Here is a 16,933-nt window from a genome sequence, read left to right on the forward strand (position 1 = left end):
CCTTGCGGGTCTCCAGCCTGCGCAGCGCCTCCTGCTGCGCGCGGGCGACCTGGGGCGAGATCCGCACCCCGAGGACCTCGGCGGGCAGCGCACGGGTCCGCACCCGCTGCACCAGGGCATCGGTGCGGTGTTCCAGCATGGTGCGGGCGGCCGCGGTGAGCTGCCGTTCGGTCTCCCGGTCCACCCGGGGCGGCCCGTCCTGGCGGACCGCCGAGGAGGGAACGGCGACGCAGCCGGCCAGCAGAGCGGCGGCAAGGGCGGCGCGGCGGCCTCGGTGGCGAACCATCGACCTCTCCCACGAGCGCACCGGCGGGCGCGACGACGAACGGTCGGCTGTCGGTCAAGACGGGAAGATACACGTCGTACCCTCCGATGTCAGGATTCGCCCACGCCACACCGGGCTCGCCCCGCGGACCGCCGGGTCCCGGGCCGAACTGCGGAAAGCCCGGGAAAGCGGGGGCTTACGAAAGCCGTTCCGAGCCGGTTATCTAGACTGCCCAGCAGGTTCGCTCAAGTCGCCGGTGCGGCGCGGACACGCTGGTCAGCGCGGATCCGTGCCAGGGCGGCACCTCGGGAGGAGACGTAGGTGCGCAAGGTCCTGATCGCCAACCGCGGCGAGATCGCCGTACGTATCGCCCGTGCCTGCCGGGACGCGGGACTGGCAAGCGTGGCGATATACGCCGAGCCGGATCTGGACGCGCTGCACGTGCGGGTCGCGGACGAGGCGTATGCGCTGGGCGGCCGCACGGCGGCCGAGAGCTACCTCGACATCGAGAAGATCCTCAAGATCGCGGCCGAGTCGGGCGCGGACGCGGTGCATCCCGGCTACGGGTTCCTGGCCGAGAACGCCGACTTCGCGGCCGCCGTGGAGAACGCCGGGCTGACCTGGATCGGTCCGCCGCCCGCCGCGATCACCGCGCTGGGCGACAAGGTGCAGGCCCGGCACATCGCCCAGAAGGTCGGCGCGCCGCTGGTCGCCGGGACCAAGGACCCGGTGTCGGGCGCGGACGAGGTGGTGGAGTTCGCCCGCGAGCACGGCCTGCCGATCGCGATCAAGGCGGCGTACGGCGGCGGCGGGCGCGGCCTGAAGGTGGCCCGCACGCTGGAGGAGATCCCCGAGCTGTACGAGTCGGCGGTCCGCGAGGCGGTCGGGGCGTTCGGCCGCGGCGAGTGCTTCGTGGAGCGCTACCTGGACCGGCCCCGGCACGTGGAGACGCAGTGCCTGGCCGACAAGCACGGCAACGTGGTCGTGGTGTCCACCCGTGACTGCTCGCTGCAGCGCCGCCACCAGAAGCTGGTCGAGGAGGCCCCGGCCCCGTTCCTGACCGCCGAGCAGATCCGCCTGCTGTACTCCTCGTCGAAGGCGATCCTCAAGGAGGCCGGCTACGTCGGCGCGGGGACCTGCGAGTTCCTGGTCGGCCAGGACGGGACGATCTCGTTCCTGGAGGTCAACACCCGGCTGCAGGTGGAGCACCCGGTCACCGAGGAGGTCACCGGCATCGACCTGGTGCGCGAGATGTTCCGCATCGCCGCCGGCGAGGAGCTGGGCTACGACGACCCGGAGATCCGCGGCCACTCCATCGAGTTCCGCATCAACGCCGAGGACGCGGGCCGCAACTTCCTGCCCGCCGTGGGGACCCTGTCCACCTGGCGTCCTCCGTCCGGGCCGGGCGTCCGCCTGGACTCCGGTTACGAGGAGGGGGCGACCGTCCCGCAGGAGTACGACTCCCTGATCGCCAAGCTGATCGTCACCGGCGCCACCCGGCGGCAGGCCATCGAGCGTTCCCGGCGGGCGCTGGCGGAGATGCAGGTCGACGGGATGCCGACGGTGCTGCCGTTCCACCGCGTGGTGCTGGAGGACCCGGCGTTCGTCTCCGAGCCGTTCTCCGTCCACACCCGGTGGATCGAGACCGAGTTCGACAACACCATCGAGCCGTACACCGCCGCCCCCGCCGAGGAGGCCGAGGCCGGCGAACGCGAGCGCGTCACCGTCGAGGTGGGCGGCAAGCGCCTGGAGGTCGTCCTGCCCGCCGGCCTGGGGGCGCTGGGCGCCTCGGCCGCCGCGTCCGGCAAGTCGGCCCCGGCCCGCCGTCGCGGCGGCAAGAAGGCCGGCGGCGGCTCGGCGGGCGGCGACTCCCTGATCAGCCCCATGCAGGGCACGATCGTCAAGATCGTCGTCGAGGAGGGCGCCACCGTCGAGGCCGGCGACACCATCGTGGTCCTGGAGGCCATGAAGATGGAGCAGCCCCTCACCGCCCACAAGTCCGGCACCGTCACCGGCCTGTCCGCCGAGGTCGGCGCCACCGTCAGCAGCGGCGCCGTGATCTGCGAGATCAAGGACTGACCCGCGCTCTTTCGAACGTTCGCCCCGGCCTGCGCGGCCGGGGCGAACGCGTTTCCGGCCGCACCAGTCGGCCGCCGTTCACCGCCGGGGACGTACGCCATGGCGCTGTCCCGGGTCCGGTTCGCCGATCGGCCCCGGCATGTGCGGGTCGCGGCGGCCATGCTCGTCGTCCGCGACGCGCCGCTGTGAACCGGTGAGCGCCGGGGCCGTCAGGATGTGGGGTCGGTGTCGCCCAGGGTCACCAGGAGTTTGCGGAGGACGGCGGCCAGGGTCTCGCGGTCCTGGGGGGTGAGGCCGGACAGCAGGCGGGACTCCAGGTCCACGTGGGTGAGGAGGACCCGGTCGACCAGGCGGCGGCCCTCGTCGGTGAGGGTGATCAGGACGCTGCGGCGGTTGGCGGGGTCGGTCTCGCGGGTGACCAGGCCCTTGGCGGCCAGGCGGTCGATGCGGTTGGTGATGGCGCCGCTGGTGACCATGGCGGACGCGGTCAGGGCGCCGGCGGTGAGGCGGTAGGGCGGGCCGGAGCGGCGCAGGGTGGCGAGGATGTCGAACTCGCCGCGCTGCAGGCCGTGGGCGGCGAAGTTGTCGCCGAGCGCACGGTCCAGCAGGCGGTGGACGCGGGCGACGCGGCCGACGATCCCCATGGGGCTCGGGTCGATGTCGGGGCGCTCGGCCCGCCACTGGTCGAGGATCCGGTCGACGCCGTCCCGCACTCCGCACACTCCTCAACGTTGAAATGTTTGACCACAAGGTATCAGTGCGCCTACTCTCCTCAACGTTGAACATTTCAATGTTAAGGAGTGTGTCGGCCATGGCCACCTCGACAGCCGCTCCGCCCGCGCCGCCCGTCCCCGCGCGAACCTGGGGCGTCACCGCCGTCACCGCGCTGACCCCGGCGGTGTGGGGCACGACGTACCTGGTCACCACCGAGTTCCTGCCGGAGGACCGGCCGCTGCTGGCCGGGACGCTGCGCGCGCTCCCCGCCGGGCTGGCGGTCCTGGCGATCACCCGGACGCTTCCGCGCGGGGCCTGGTGGTGGCGGGCGGCGGCGCTCGGCACGCTCAACATCGGCGCGTTCTTCGCCCTGCTGTTCGTCGCCGCCTACCGGCTGCCCGGCGGCGTCGCCGCGACCGTGAGCGCGGTGCAGCCGCTGCTGGTGGCCGGGCTCGCGTTCGCCCTGCTCGGCGAACGGCCCACGGCCCGGCGGCTGGGCTGGGGGCTGGCCGGGGCGGCCGGGGTCGCGCTGATGGTGCTGCGCGGGAACGCCGCGTTCGACCTGGCCGGGATCGTCGCCGCGTTCGCCGGGACCGCCGTCATGGCCGCCGGGATCGTGCTCGGCAAACGGTGGGGACGCCCGGACGGGGTCGGGCTGATGACGTTCACCGGCTGGCAGCTCGCCGCGGGCGGCCTGCTGCTCGCCCCGATCGCGCTGCTGGTCGAGGGCGCCCCGCCGGCGCTGGACGGCCGCGCCGTCGCCGGGTACGCCTGGCTCGCCGTCGTCGGCACACTGCTGGCGTACGCGCTGTGGTTCCGCGGCCTGGAACGGCTGCCGGTCTCCTCCGCCTCGTTCCTGCCGCTGCTGTCCCCCGCCGTCGCCACCGTCCTCGGCTGGCTCGTCCTCGGCCAGTCCCTCACCCTCCCGCAGGCCCTCGGCTTCGCCCTCGCCCTCACCGCCATCGCCGCCGCCCAGCGCTGAGCCGTGGCCCTCCCCGACGAGGCGGAACGGCCCCGGCGCCACCGGACCGGCCACCGGGCCACGGGTTTTGCGCCGGGTCAGGCATGGATCCCGCCTGCTGGGTACGGGCGGACGCAAAGGAGGGATCTCGTGAAACTGGCCTATCTACGTCCCCTGTACGAGCGACCCGGTCCGTTCGCCTCGGTCTACCTGGCCACCGAGCGGCACACCGCGGACGCCGCCAAGGCGCTCGCCCTGCGCTGGCGGCACGCGCGGATCGAGCTGGGCCGGCTCGGCGTCGACGACGCGACCCTCGACGCGCTGGAGGAGATCGTCACCGACCGGGACAACGCCGCCCCGGGCCGCGCGCTGTTCGCGACCGGCGGGCAGGTGGTCCACCACGAGGTGCTGCCCGAGCCCCCGGCGCAGGTGACGGTCGAGATGAGCGAGCTGCCGTACGTCATGCCGCTGCTGGCCGTCCGGCCCGAGCCGATCCCGCACGTGTGCGTCAAGGCCGACCGCATGGGCGCGGAGATCATCAGCGTCGGCGACAAGCGGCAGGTCACCACCGTGGACGGGGTCGACTGGCCGATCCGCAAGGTCCGGGCGGGCGGCTGGTCGGAGTCGCACTTCCAGCGCAACGCCGAGGAGACCTGGGAGGCCAACGCCCGGGAGGTGGCCGCGGCGGTCGCCCGGGAGGCCGAGGCGGTGGACGCCGCGGTGATCATCGTGGCCGGCGACGTGCGCGCCCGCGAGCTGATCACCGGCGACCTCGGGGAGCCGTGGGCCGGCCGGGCGGTGATCACCGAACGCGGCGCCCGCAACGCCGGGGCCGACGAGGAACCGCTGGAGAAGGAGGTCGCACGGATCCTGCGCGACGTGCAGGACCGGCACCTGGCCGAGGTGATGGCGCGGTTCCGCGAGGGGCACGGGCGCGGCGACGCGGTCGCCGGGCTGGAGGCCGTCACGGAGGCGCTGCGCAACGGCCAGGTGGACACCCTGCTGGTGGCCGGCGGCCAGGTGAGCGGCGAGCTGTGGTTCGGCCCGCAGGCGCACGAACTGGCCACCGGCGAGAAGACCCTGCAGGAGCTGGGCGTCCCCGACCCGCACCGCGGGCCGGCCGGATCGGTGCTGGCCCGCGCGGCGGCGGCCACCGACGCCGAGATCCTGTTCCCGCAGGAACTGGACGCGCCCGGCGGACTGGGCGCGGTGCTGCGCTACACCCAACCCTGACCCGGGAGCCCACCGAGGCGAACCGAGGCAGAAGGCGAAGGACAATGAGCACCATCATCGCCCGGCCGGCCGCCATCCTGGCGGCGGCCGGGCTGCTCCTTTTCACCATCCTGGCGACGCCCGTCCGCGCCGACACCGTCAGCCAGATCGCCGACGGGCTGCGCCAGTCCCGGCTGTACGTGACCACCGAGGCGCGCGGCGCGCTGAACCCGGCCGACCAGGCCCGGGTGCGGCAGGCGCTGGACTCCGCCGACCGGGCCGACATCCGGGTCGTGGTCACCAAGCCGGACGTCACCCAGCAGTCGCTGGTCCGGATGCTGGACGCGGTGCAGGAACGCGTCGGCGGCGGCGACACCTACCTGGCCGTCACCGCCGACAACCGGATGCTGGGCATCTCCGACACCCTGTCCGGCCAGGAGGTCAACCGGCTGATCTCGCAGACCAGCGGCGGCGACATCACCGACCGGCTGGTGGAGTTCTCCACCCTGGCCGAGCGGGAGGCCGCCGGCGACGCCCGGTCCGGCGCGATCACCACGTTCGTGCTGCTCGGGCTGCTGGTCCTGGTGGCCGGGTCGCTGGTCACGATCGGGCTGGTGTCCAACAACCGGCGCCGCCGCCGCGCCGAGCGGCAGATGGCGGAGCTGAAGCAGGGCGTCCAGGAGGACATCACCCGGCTCGGCGAGGACATCATGGCCCTCGACCTGAACGTGACCGACCCCCGGCTCGACCCGGCGGCCCGCGAGGAGTACGAGCACGCGCTGAACTCCTACGACGAGGCCAAGGCGGCGGTGGAGGCGGCACGGCGGCCGGAGGACATGCGCAACGTCACCTCCGCGCTGGAGGACGGCCGCTACCACATGACGGCGGTCCGCGCCCGGCTGGCCGGCGAGCCCGTTCCCGAACGCCGCCCGCCGTGCTTCTTCAACCCGCAGCACGGGCCGTCCGTGCGGGACGTGATGTGGGCTCCGCCGGGCGGCGCGCCGAGGGACGTGCCCGCCTGCGAGGCCGACGCGACCGCCGTGGAGAATGGGGCCGACCCGGACGCCCGGCTGGTGCCGGTGGGCGGAGTCCGGCGCCCGTACTGGGAGGCCGGTCCGGCCTACGCGCCGTACGCCGGGGGTTACTACCGGGGGTTCGGCGGTGTCGACCTGCTGAGCGGCCTGTTGATCGGGACGGCCCTGGGCTCGATGTTCACGGCCCCGTACGGCGGCTGGGGCTTCGGCGGAGGCTACCCGGGCGAGGGCGGCGGTCTCGGCGGCGACACCGGTGACGTCGGCGGAGGCTGGGACTTCGGCAGTGGCGACTTCGGCGGTGGCGGCGACTTCGGCGGCGGCGACTTCTGACCGGTTCCTCCGGCGGGGGCGCGGCCGGTGACCCGCCTGCCCGGGGATCCCACCGTCTGGCAGCGGGTCCGGTACACGCTGGGCTTCCGGCTGCCGCCGGCCAACCGCGACTGGGTGCGCCACGACCTGACCGACGCCGGGTGGCGGGGCCGCGTCATGGCCCGCCACCTGGCGTTGATGATCCCGATCTGCCTGCTCCTGGCGCTGCTGCCCGGCCCCTGGTGGCTGCACGTCGCCGTTCCCCTGCTGGCCTTCCTGACCAGCACGCTGACCGTGGCGATCAGCGCCGACGAGCTCCGCGACGCCCGCCTGCGCCAGCACGGCCTGCCGCCCGTCGGCCACTCCCGCTGACCGGCGGGCGCCCGGAAAAGGGAACGCGAAAAGGGGACCCCGCTGCCGGGGTCCCCTTTTCCCGCCGTTCGTTTCCGTCCTTTCTCGCCCCACCGGCTCAGCGGGGCGAGGGCTCAGTGGTGTGTACGCGTACCGCGGCGCCGGAACCCGGCGACCAGGGCCACACCGATGGCGGCCAGACCGATCTGGAAGACCAGCTCGATCCAGTCGATGCCGTCCGTGGTGGCCACGCCGACGGACTGGGCCAGAGCGGTGCCGAGCAGGGCGGCGACGATGCCGACGCCGATGGTCAGCAGCAGGCCGATGGGCTGCTTGCCCGGCAGCACCAGCCGGCCCAGCGCACCGATGATCGCGCCGATGACGATGGCGGTGATGATTCCTGTAACGGTCACTGGCTTGACCTCCCATTGAGGATGCCTTCGCGCCACGTGTGCCCGTTTGGCGACGTTTCTCACATCGCGAGGCGTCAGGCCACCGCCACCGGCCCCCGGAAAGCCGTTCCCGCCCAGCTCAGCGGGCTCGCCGGGGCGGTTTCCGCGGCGCCGAAATCGGCCGCGGAACCCCCGATCAGTACGCCGACTCCTGCATCAGACGGCGGGACGCCTCGGTGATGCTGCCGGACAGCGACGGGTAGACGGCGAAGCGACCCGCGGCGACCTGGTCCACCCCACCCGCCAACCGGATCAGTACGCCGACTCCTGCATCAGACGGCGGGACGCCTCGGTGATGCTGCCCGACAGCGACGGGTAGACGGCGAAGGTGTGGGCGACCTGGTCGACCGTCAGGTGCTGCTGGACGGCGATGGACAGGCCCAGGATCAGCTCGCTGGCCCGGGGGGCGACGATCACGCCGCCGAGGACGATCCCGGTGGAGGGGCGGCAGAACAGCTTGACGAAGCCGTCCTCGAAGCCCTGCATCTTGGCCCGCGGGTTGCTGAACAGCGGCAGCATCACCGACCGGGCGTTCACCTCGCCGGCGTCGATCATCTTCTGCGAGACGCCGACGGTGGCGACCTCGGGGTCGGTGAAGATGTTGGCGGCCACCCAGCCCAGCTTGAGCGGCTGCACGGCCTCGCCCAGGGCGTGCCACATGGCGATCCGGCCCTGCATGGCGGCCACCGAGGCCAGCATCATCACGCCGGTGCAGTCGCCGGCGGCGTAGATGTTGCCGACCGAGGTGCGCGAGACCTTGTCGACCTCGACGAACCCGCGCCGGTTGAGCTTGACCCCGGCCTTCTCCAGGCCGATGCCGCGGGTGTTGGGCTCCATCCCGACCGTCATCAGGCAGTGCGAGCCCTCGACCTTGCGGCCGTCCTCCAGGGTGACCACCACCGAGTCCCCGGTGCGCTGCACGGCCGCCGCCCGCGACCGCGACAGCACCTTCATGCCGCGGCGCAGGAACACCTCCTGCAGCACGCTGGCCGCGTCGGCGTCCTCGGTGGGCAGGATCCGGTCCCGCGAGGAGACCAGCGTGACCTTCGAGCCCAGCGAGGTGTACGCCCCGGCCAGCTCCGCGCCGGTGACGCCGGAGCCGACCACGATCAGCTCCTCGGGCAGCTCGGGCAGGTCGTACAGGTGCCGCCAGGACAGGATCCGCTCGCCGTCCGGCTCCGAGCCCGGCAGCACCCGCGGGGTCGCGCCGGTGGCGATCAGCACCACGTCGGCCGGGATGTCGGTGCCGTTCACGGTGACGGTGTGCGGGTCGGTCAGCCGCGCCTCGCCGCGCACGATCCGCACGTCCTCGTAGGCCAGCCGCTCGGCCACGTCGAACGACTGCGCCCGGGCCAGGTCCTTGACCCGCTTGTTGACCAGCCCGAGGTCCACCTCCAGGCCACCGACGATGCCGTCCGGGCCGCCGCTGAACTGCAGGCCCAGCGACGCCGACTCGCTCATCACCGCCATCCGGGTCGAGGTGGCGATGAGGGTCTTGGACGGCACGCAGTCGGTGAGCACGCACGCCCCGCCGAGACCGTCCCGTTCCACGACGGTCACGTCGGCACCGAGCTGCGCGGCGACGAGGGCGGCCTCGTAGCCGCCGGGGCCTCCTCCGATGATCACGATGCGGGTCACGTCTTCCATTGTTTCGCATCAACACCAGTGAACGGTCCGGCCCCGATACGGCAGGCGTCCGCCACGGTCGGGACCGGAGCCCGTACGCTTGGCGACCGTGGCTCTGTACGCGGCGTACGCCTCCAACATGGACCCCGAGCAGATGGCTCGGCGCGCACCCCACTCCCCCCTGCACGGCACCGGCTGGCTGCAGGGCTGGCGGCTCACGTTCGGCGGGCAGGACGTCGGCTGGGACGGGGCGCTGGCCACCGTCGTCGAGGACTCCCGCGAGCAGGTCTTCGTCGTGCTGTACGACGTGCCGGAGTGGGACGAGAAGGAACTCGACGCCTGGGAGGGCGCGGCCCTCGGCGTCTACCGCAAGATCCGGGTCCGGGTGCAGACCCTCGACGGTGACGTGCTGGCCTGGACGTACGTGCTGGACGACTACGAGGGCGGCCTGCCGTCGGCCAACTACCTGGGCATCCTCGCCGACGCCGCGGAGGCCGCCGGAGCGCCCGACGACTACGTCAAGGAACTGCGCAACCGCCCCTGCAAGTCCCTCGGAGAGCCCCCCGTCTGACCCGCCCAGGGACGATCCTCGCCTCGCCGCGGTCGCCCGACGTGTCCCATCTGGGGGACGACCCCCAGACCCCCGAGAAGCGGGTCGGACGATCCTCGCCTCGCCGCGGTCGTCCGACGTGTCCCATCTGGGGGACGACCCCCAGACCCCCGAGAAGCGGGTCGGACGATCCTCGCCTCGCCGCGGTCGTCCGACGTGTCCCATCTGGGGGACGACCCCCAGACCCCCGGAAAGCGGGTCGGACGATCCTCGCCTCGCCGCGGTCGCCCGACGTGTCCCATCTGGGGGACGACCCCCAGACCCCCGGAAAGCGGGTCGGACGATCCTCGCCTCGCCGCGGTCGCCCGACGTGTCCCATCTGGGGGACGACCCCCAGACCCCCGAGAAGCGGGTCGGACGATCCTCGCCTCGCTGCGGTCGTCCGACCCGGCTGTAATGTCTGACGGGTGAGCAACGACGCTTTTGACCTGGCCAAGGCCGCCGCCGACGAGCTGCGGTCCCGTACCTTCGACGCGTTCGACGTCGCGCTGGTGATGGGCTCGGGCTGGGTGCCCGCGGCCGACGCGCTCGGCGACCCGGCCGCCGAGCTGCCGGTGACCGAGCTGCCCGGGTTCGCCCCGCCCGCCGTGGAGGGCCACGCGGGCCGCATCCGCGCCGTGGAGGTGGGGGGACGGCGGGCGCTGGTGTTCCTGGGCCGCACCCACCTGTACGAGGGCCGCGGGGTGGAGCCGGTGGTGCACGGGGTGCGCACCGCGCTGGCCGCCGGGGTCCGCACGGTGGTGCTCACGAACGCCGCCGGGGGCCTGCGCCCGGAGAGCCAGCGGGTCGGCGATCCGGTGCTCATCTCCGACCACCTCAACCTGACCGGCGCCAACCCGATGACCGGCGCGGAGTTCCTCGACCTGACCGAGGCGTACAGCAGGCGGCTGCGCACCCTCGCCCGCGAGATCGACCCCGCCCTGACCGAGGGCGTGTACGCGGCGCTGCGCGGGCCGACGTACGAGACCCCCGCCGAGGTGCGGATGCTGCAGACGCTGGGCGCGGACCTGGTGGGCATGTCGACCGCCCTGGAGACGATCGCCGCGCGTCAGGGCGGCGCCGAGGTGCTGGGGATCTCCCTGGTCACCAACATCGCCGCGGGCCTGACCGACCGCCCCCTGGACCACGAGGAGGTCCTGGAGGCGGGCCGCGCCTCCGCCGCCCGCATGGGCTCCCTGCTGGCCACCCTCCTGCCCAAGCTCTGACCGCCGCGCGATGACCCGACCGATGAGCGACCTCCGCCGGGCCGCCGCCGAGTGGCTGGCCCAGGATCCCGATCCCGACACCCGCGCCGAGCTCCAGGCGCTCCTGGACGCCGGTGACGACGCCGCCCTGGCCGACCGCTTCGCGTCCAGGCTGGAGTTCGGCACCGCCGGACTGCGCGGCGAACTCGGCGCGGGCCCCAACCGCATGAACCGCGTCACCGTCATGCGGGCCGCCGCCGGCCTCGCCGCCCGCCTCCTGGCCGGCGACCCGAACGCGCAGGACGGCACATCCCCCGACCAGGCGACGGACGCGAACGCGCAGGACGGCACGCCCGCCGGACGGGCGACGGACGTGCCGGGCGGACCCGCCGGTATGGCCGGGGGGACCGGGCGGCCCGGGGTGGTGATCGGGTACGACGCCCGGCACGGGTCTCGGCAGTTCGCGCTGGACACGGCGGCCGTCGTGACCGGGGCGGGGCTGCGGGCCTGGGTGATGCCCCGGCCGCTGCCCACGCCGGTGCTGGCGTTCGCCGTCCGGCATCTGGGGGCCGACGCCGGGGTGATGGTGACCGCCAGCCACAACCCGCCCCGGGACAACGGCTACAAGGTGTACTGGGGGGACGGGGCGCAGATCCTGACCCCGCTGGACGCCGAGATCGCGGCGGCGATCGACGCGGTGGGCCGGGTGGACGAGCTGCCGCTCGGCAAGCCCGGGGACTGGACCGTCCTGGACGACGACATCGTCGAGGCCTACCTGGTGGCGCTGGACGGGCTGCCGCTGGACGGCTCCCCCCGGGACGTCTCGATCGCGTACACCCCCATGCACGGGGTGGGGCTTGAGGTGCTGCGGCGGGCGTTCGCGCGGGCGGGGTTCCCCGAGCCCGCGGTCGTCGCGGAGCAGGCGGAGCCGGATCCGGACTTCCCGACCGTGGCGTTCCCCAACCCCGAGGAGCCGGGCGCGATGGACCTGGTGATGGCGCTCGCCGAACGCACGGGCGCGGACTTGGCCATCGCCAACGACCCCGACGCCGACCGGTGCGCGGTGGCCGTCCCGGGTCCGGACGGGTGGCGGACGCTGACCGGCGACGAGGTGGGCGGGCTGCTGGCCGAGTACGTGCTGCGGCACACCCGCGGCGGCGACCGGCTGGTGGTGACCACGATCGTGTCGTCGTCGCTGCTGGGCCGGATCGCCGAGCGGCACGGCGTCCGCTTCGCCGAGTCGCTCACCGGCTTCAAGTGGATCATGAAGGCGCGGACGGCCCCCGACGACCGCCAGGTCTTCGGCTACGAGGAGGCCCTGGGCTACAGCCTCGGCGGCGACGGCGGCGTCCCGGTCCGCGACAAGGACGGCATCGGCGCCGCCCTGGCGATCGCCGCCCTGGCCGCCGAGGCCAAGCGGGACGGCCGCACCCTGCTGGACCTGCTGGACGACCAGGCCCGCCGGTACGGCCTGCACCTGACCGCGCCGCTGTCGATCCGCGTCGAGGACCGTGCGCTGATCGCCGGCGCCATGACCCGCCTGCGCACCGCCCCGCCCACCGCCCTCGGCGGCCTCCAGGTCACCCGGGTGGACGACCTGACGGCCGGGTCCGGCGGTCTCCCCCCGACCGAGGGCCTGCGCCTGCGCATGCCCGGCGCCCGCGTCGTGATCCGCCCCTCCGGCACCGAACCCAAGCTCAAGTGCTACCTGGAGGTGGTCCGCCCGCCCGGCGACAACGACCGGGACGCCGCCGCCCGCACCCTGGAGGCCATCCGCACCGACCTGGCCGCGACCCTCGCCCTCACCTGACCCGAACGCCCGAAGCCGGTCCCGGTGCGTCCATCTGGAATCGGGCGCCGCACCCCGGCGGCGGACCGACACGGGGCGCGACCACGCCACCGTCCTCCCGGAGGGCACGCACGCGGCCCCGGGTATCCGCCGGGCGACGGCCGGAGCCAGGACCGGACGCCCAGCAGGTACCCGCCCGCGTCCCATCCGTTCTCGGAGGACGGTGAACGCGGGATCAGGCGAAGAGGGCCAGGGCGGTCGTGACCAGCAGCGCGAGGCCGGGGACGGCCAGCGCCGCCACGGCCGGGCGGGACCAGGTGACGACGCCCGAGGCCTTGCCGGACCTGCGGCGGTGCCTCTTGGCGAGGTCGTTGAGCTGCTCGGTGGCGTAGCCGAGGGCGGTGCGGCCGCCGAGCTTGGCGGCGACCTCGGGGGGCAGGCCGGCGGCCTCCTTGCGGAGCCGGCGCTCCTCCCGGGTGCGGGCGCGCGGGGAGGTCTGCAGGGTCCAGGCGCGGGCGAGGCGTTCCCCGCCCTCCGGGCCGGTGAAGCGGACCTGGAGGGCGTGGGTGGCCTCGATCTTCCGGACGGCGGACCAGGGGACGCGGATGTCGCGGAGCGGGTTGCGGATCTCCACGGCGTCCTCGCCGGCGGTGATGCGGGGACGCAGGCCCAGCACGTACGCCAGGCCGCAGCCGAACAGCAGCACGGCGGCCGAGACCGCGGCGGCCAGGTCGTCCCCGCGCCAGGCGGTGTCGGCCAGCATGAGCGCCGAGAACGTCAGCCACGACCACGCGGCGATCCGGCCCGCCGTGGAACGGAAGACCAGCGGCTTGCCGTCGGTCATGTCAGGGTGCGCGTCCCGGTCCACTTGAGCTGGGCGAAGCCCGGCTTGATCACGCCGTTGATCAGCTCCAGCCGCTCGTCGAACCCGATGAACGCCGACTTCATCGCGTTGACGGTGAACCACTGCAGGTCGTCCCAGCCGTACCCGAAGGCCGCCACCAGCTTGGCGAACTCCTCCGAGAGGCTGACCCCGCTCATCAGCCGGTTGTCGGTGTTGACGGTGACCCGGAAGTGCAGCCGCCGCAGCAGCCCGATCGGGTGCTCGGCGATGGACTTGGCCGCGCCGGTCTGCACGTTGGAGGTGGGGCACATCTCCAGCGGGATCCGCTTGTCCCGCACGTACGCGGCGAGCCGGCCGAGCACCGGTGCGGCGGAGTCGCGATCGGTGATGTCGTCGACGATGCGCACCCCGTGGCCGAGCCGGTCGGCCCCGCACCACTGGATGGCCTGCCAGATCGACGGCAGCCCGAACGCCTCCCCGGCGTGGATGGTGAAGTGGGCGTTCTCCCGCTGCAGGTACTCGAACGCGTCCAGGTGCCGGGTGGGCGGGTAGCCGGCCTCGGCCCCGGCGATGTCGAAGCCCACCACGCCCGCGTCCCGGTACCGCACGGCCAGCTCGGCGATCTCCATGCTGCGCGCCTGGTGCCGCATGGCGGTGACCAGCGTCCCGACCCTGATGCCGTGGTCGCGCCCGCCCTCGGCGAAGCCCTCCAGCACCGCCTCGACCACCTGGTCGAGCGACAGCCCGGTCCGGGTGTGCAGTTCGGGCGCGTACCTGACCTCGGCGTACACCACGCCGTCCTTGGCCAGGTCCTCGGCGCACTCGTACGCCACCCGCCGCAGCGCCTCCTGCGACTGCATCACTCCGACGGTGTGCTGGAACGTCTCCAGGTAACGTTCCAGCGATCCCGAGTCCGACGCCTCGGTGAACCAGGTGCGCAGATTGCCGGGATCCGTGGTGGGGAGCCCGTCGTATCCGGCGTCGCGGGCCAGGTCGACGATCGTCTCCGGCCGCAGTCCCCCGTCCAGGTGGTCGTGCAACAGCACCTTCGGGGCCCGCCGTATCGCCTCGAGCGTGGGTTGACCAGTCATCTCCCGCACAGTACCCCAGCCCGCCCCACCCCACCGCCCATGCCTCCCCACCCCGGCCGTGGCGGCCCCGGCGGCCGCCGGACCGCGACCGAGAGAGCCCGGCCGTCACCGTACGGAGCGTTCACCATGGCCGGGCGCCCACCAGCCGTCACGCAAGGTGCGTTGACCCATCTCCCCGGGAAGCACCTGCCCGGCGGTGCGCCGCCGCCAACGCCGCCCAACAACGGCCGGACCCCGCCGCCGGGTCGTTCACTCGGTGTTCTTGACGAGGTGCCTGCCCGTGGTGTGCCACCAGTCGACGGCCCGGTCCGCGTCCAGGCCGGTGATCCACAGATCCTCGGGCTCCTCGGGCATCAGGGCGTTGCGCAGGCCGGCCTCCAGGCGGTGGGAGCGCTTCGACCTGGAGTGGACGGGTTCGCCGGTGTCCGGGTCGGTGAAGAGGGCGAGGAGGTCGGCGGGGAAGCGGGCGAGCTCCTGGCGGCCCAGGAAGAACGGATGGCCGTAGCAGGCCGAGGCCACCTCGTCCGGCGGCAGGCCGGTCTCCTTGACGATCCGGTGCACGACCGCCGGGTCGTGGGGAACGGGCCCGCGTTCGGCCAGCAGGCGGGTGAACCGCGCGATGCGCTCGGCGCCGCCCCAGCCCTGCGGGATCGCAGGCCCCAGCGGGGTCCAGGCGGTGAACGCGACCTCCGCGAACGCGCCGTCCGGGGCGTACTCCACCACGGTGGCCTCGTGGATCGGCCCGCCCTCCCGACGGGTGACGTGATGGCGGACGACCGCCATGACCCCGTTCGGGGTCCGCCATCGCACGCCCTCCAGGTCGCCCGCGCCGTGGCCCGGGAAGGTGAACTCCCGCAGCCGCCACTGGCCGCCGCCGTCGCCCCACGGGGCCGAGCCCCACGCCGCCAGGGTCGCCAGATGCCAGGTGCGGGTCCCGTCGAGAATCCAGGGCCAGGTCGCCTCGACCGCCAGGGCGCCCAGGCACCCGAAGCGGGAGACCGGGAAGTCACGGACGGTGATGGGCCGGCCGGTCGAGCGGAGGCGGCGGGGGACCCCGGTCTCGGGGGGTTCCGCCCTGATCGCGCGGCGCAGCTGCTCGCCGGCGCGGCGGAGGGTGATCATCTCCCGGATCATCCGGCCGGTGCGCAGCCCGGCGGCGGGCCGCACCAGGTCCGGCAGGTCGGCGGGGCGGCCCCGGCCCAGGGCATCGCAGATGCGCAGGTAGGCCGGCAGGAGGGAGGCCGCCTGGGCGACGAGTGCGCCGATCCGCGCCGCCAGGTGCGGTCCGGTGACCGCGGGCAGCGCGCGGGCGAGCCGGGCGTCCAGGTCCCGCCGGCCGCGCAGGGCGGCGCCGACCAGGCGGACGACCGTGCCGCGGTCGATCCGGCGCAGGGCGGCCGAGGCGTCCGGGTCGACCGGGCCGCAGTGCGTCCACCAGCCCGGCGGCGGCAGGATCGGATGGACCCCCTCGCCGACCGTCTGCGCGGCCGGCGAGGCCTCGATCCGGTAGAGCGCCCGGCCTCCGGCGTCCTCGACCCGGAACATGCCGTGGCGGATCATGACCGTGACGGGCGCCGCCGCCCCCGGGAAGGTCACCTGGGCCGAGGCGGGTCCGTCGGGCCACAGGTCCAGCGGCTCCGCGGCCAGGCCGCCGTCGTCGGCGAGCCGGAACGTCTCCCGGCGGGAACGGCCCCGCGTCAGCCGCGACAGGTGGAAGGCCCGGCCGTCCCACCAGACCGCCGGGCCGGGATGCCGGACGGCGGCCCGGTGCACCACGCCCTCCGGCCCGTGCACCTCGATCATCGAGTTCCCGATGCCCACGGTGAGCAGGTCGCCGTGCTGGACGGCGGTCACGGCGGCCGGTCCCCGCACCGTGGGGAGGCTCAGCTCCTCCGGCAGCCCCGACCGCAGCGCCCGCACCACCACGTCGATCGGGTCGGGCACCGTCACGTCGGCGAACGCGGGGTCCAACTCGGCGTACCCGGCCTCGGCGAGCGGGATCAGCCGGGGCAGCGTGAGCTCCAGCCCGAGCAGGTCCCCGGCGGCGCACTCGGCCGTCCATTCGGCGACCAGCCCGGCCAGCACGCCCCGTGCCACCGGCCGCTCCCACAGGTCGCGCAGCAGCGCCGGGTAGTCGGTGTTGATCGAGCCGCCGAACCGACGGATGGCGCGGTCGAGCCTGTACCGGGTCGCGGTGTCCTCCGCCGGGGCCTCCGCGATCTCGGCGACGACACTGCCGAGCCACCGCGTCTCCTTCGACGGGCTCTCCCTCCGGAAGTCCAGCGGGTGCCCGCCGGGCTCGGCGACGACGGGATCGCCGTCCGGGTCGTACCGCTCGTCGGATTCCATGTCGCAGGTCCCCCGTTCCGTCCGGCCTTCGCACGGAACGGTAACGACCGGCACCGACAGGAT

The 16,933-nt window shown here is 74.0% G+C and carries 14 protein-coding genes and 1 pseudogene; 8 read left to right on the top strand and 7 right to left on the bottom strand.

All coding sequences use genetic code 11. The annotated features are described in order from the left end of the window. Positions 1-286, bottom strand: a pseudogene (locus HNR21_RS00005) (hypothetical protein); the annotation flags it as partial. 300 nt (positions 287-586) lie between these two features. Between HNR21_RS00005 and HNR21_RS00010 the strand changes: the two are divergent. Beyond that, positions 587-2,344: an acetyl/propionyl/methylcrotonyl-CoA carboxylase subunit alpha gene (locus HNR21_RS00010; protein ID WP_182703553.1), complete on the top strand. Its 1,758-nt coding sequence runs from the start codon at positions 587-589 to the stop codon at positions 2,342-2,344. Between the two features lie 209 nt (positions 2,345-2,553). Here the strand turns inward: HNR21_RS00010 and HNR21_RS00015 are convergent, their stop codons facing one another. Next, entirely contained in the window at positions 2,554-3,057 is a 504-nt protein-coding gene (locus tag HNR21_RS00015; RefSeq protein WP_182703554.1) for a MarR family winged helix-turn-helix transcriptional regulator, read from the bottom strand. Between the two features lie 98 nt (positions 3,058-3,155). On the opposite strand from HNR21_RS00015, the gene HNR21_RS00020 reads away from it, so the two are divergent. The 4 genes from HNR21_RS00020 to HNR21_RS00035 all read left to right on the top strand — a co-directional run bounded on the left by HNR21_RS00020 (position 3,156) and on the right by HNR21_RS00035 (position 6,946). Beyond that, entirely contained in the window at positions 3,156-4,040 is an 885-nt protein-coding gene (locus tag HNR21_RS00020) for an EamA family transporter (protein ID WP_182703555.1), read from the top strand. A 129-nt stretch (positions 4,041-4,169) separates the two neighbouring features. Continuing rightward, complete coding sequence (locus tag HNR21_RS00025; protein ID WP_182703556.1) at positions 4,170-5,252, top strand: baeRF2 domain-containing protein; 1,083 nt, start codon at positions 4,170-4,172, stop codon at positions 5,250-5,252. Between the two features lie 44 nt (positions 5,253-5,296). Then, on the top strand, positions 5,297-6,595 hold the full coding sequence (locus HNR21_RS00030) for a hypothetical protein (protein WP_182703557.1): 1,299 nt from the start codon (positions 5,297-5,299) through the stop codon (positions 6,593-6,595). 27 nt (positions 6,596-6,622) lie between these two features. Next, positions 6,623-6,946, top strand: a complete 324-nt coding sequence (locus HNR21_RS00035; RefSeq protein WP_119728568.1) for a DUF5313 family protein — start codon at positions 6,623-6,625, stop codon at positions 6,944-6,946. 113 nt (positions 6,947-7,059) lie between these two features. Here the strand turns inward: HNR21_RS00035 and HNR21_RS00040 are convergent, their stop codons facing one another. Next, on the bottom strand, positions 7,060-7,338 hold the full coding sequence (locus tag HNR21_RS00040; protein WP_119728567.1) for a GlsB/YeaQ/YmgE family stress response membrane protein: 279 nt from the start codon (positions 7,336-7,338) through the stop codon (positions 7,060-7,062). A gap of 291 nt (positions 7,339-7,629) precedes the next feature. Then, positions 7,630-9,015 (bottom strand): NAD(P)H-quinone dehydrogenase, encoded by a 1,386-nt coding sequence (locus tag HNR21_RS00045; RefSeq protein WP_182703558.1) that lies wholly within the window; start codon positions 9,013-9,015, stop codon positions 7,630-7,632. Between the two features lie 97 nt (positions 9,016-9,112). Between HNR21_RS00045 and HNR21_RS00050 the strand changes: the two genes are divergently transcribed. The 3 genes from HNR21_RS00050 to HNR21_RS00060 all read left to right on the top strand — a co-directional run bounded on the left by HNR21_RS00050 (position 9,113) and on the right by HNR21_RS00060 (position 12,607). Further along, on the top strand, positions 9,113-9,574 hold the full coding sequence (locus HNR21_RS00050; RefSeq protein WP_182703559.1) for a gamma-glutamylcyclotransferase family protein: 462 nt from the start codon (positions 9,113-9,115) through the stop codon (positions 9,572-9,574). A gap of 446 nt (positions 9,575-10,020) precedes the next feature. Then, entirely contained in the window at positions 10,021-10,818 is a 798-nt protein-coding gene (locus tag HNR21_RS00055; RefSeq protein ID WP_182703560.1) for a purine-nucleoside phosphorylase, read from the top strand. A 22-nt stretch (positions 10,819-10,840) separates the two neighbouring features. Continuing rightward, positions 10,841-12,607, top strand: coding sequence for a phospho-sugar mutase (locus HNR21_RS00060; protein ID WP_182703561.1), 1,767 nt, complete (start codon positions 10,841-10,843; stop codon positions 12,605-12,607). 214 nt (positions 12,608-12,821) lie between these two features. Here the strand turns inward: HNR21_RS00060 and HNR21_RS00065 are convergent, their stop codons facing one another. From HNR21_RS00065 to HNR21_RS00075, 3 genes are all read right to left on the bottom strand, one after another. After that, entirely contained in the window at positions 12,822-13,430 is a 609-nt protein-coding gene (locus tag HNR21_RS00065; RefSeq protein ID WP_182703562.1) for a PH domain-containing protein, read from the bottom strand. After that, complete coding sequence (locus HNR21_RS00070; protein ID WP_119728564.1) at positions 13,427-14,521, bottom strand: adenosine deaminase; 1,095 nt, start codon at positions 14,519-14,521, stop codon at positions 13,427-13,429. Before HNR21_RS00070 ends, HNR21_RS00065 begins: the two co-directional genes overlap by 4 nt. A 249-nt stretch (positions 14,522-14,770) precedes the next feature. Then, on the bottom strand, positions 14,771-16,870 hold the full coding sequence (locus tag HNR21_RS00075; RefSeq protein WP_182703563.1) for a hypothetical protein: 2,100 nt from the start codon (positions 16,868-16,870) through the stop codon (positions 14,771-14,773). Between the last annotated feature and the right edge of the window lie 63 nt (positions 16,871-16,933).

The organism is Thermomonospora cellulosilytica, from assembly GCF_014138835.1.
GTDB lineage: Bacteria > Actinomycetota > Actinomycetes > Streptosporangiales > Streptosporangiaceae > Thermomonospora > Thermomonospora amylolytica.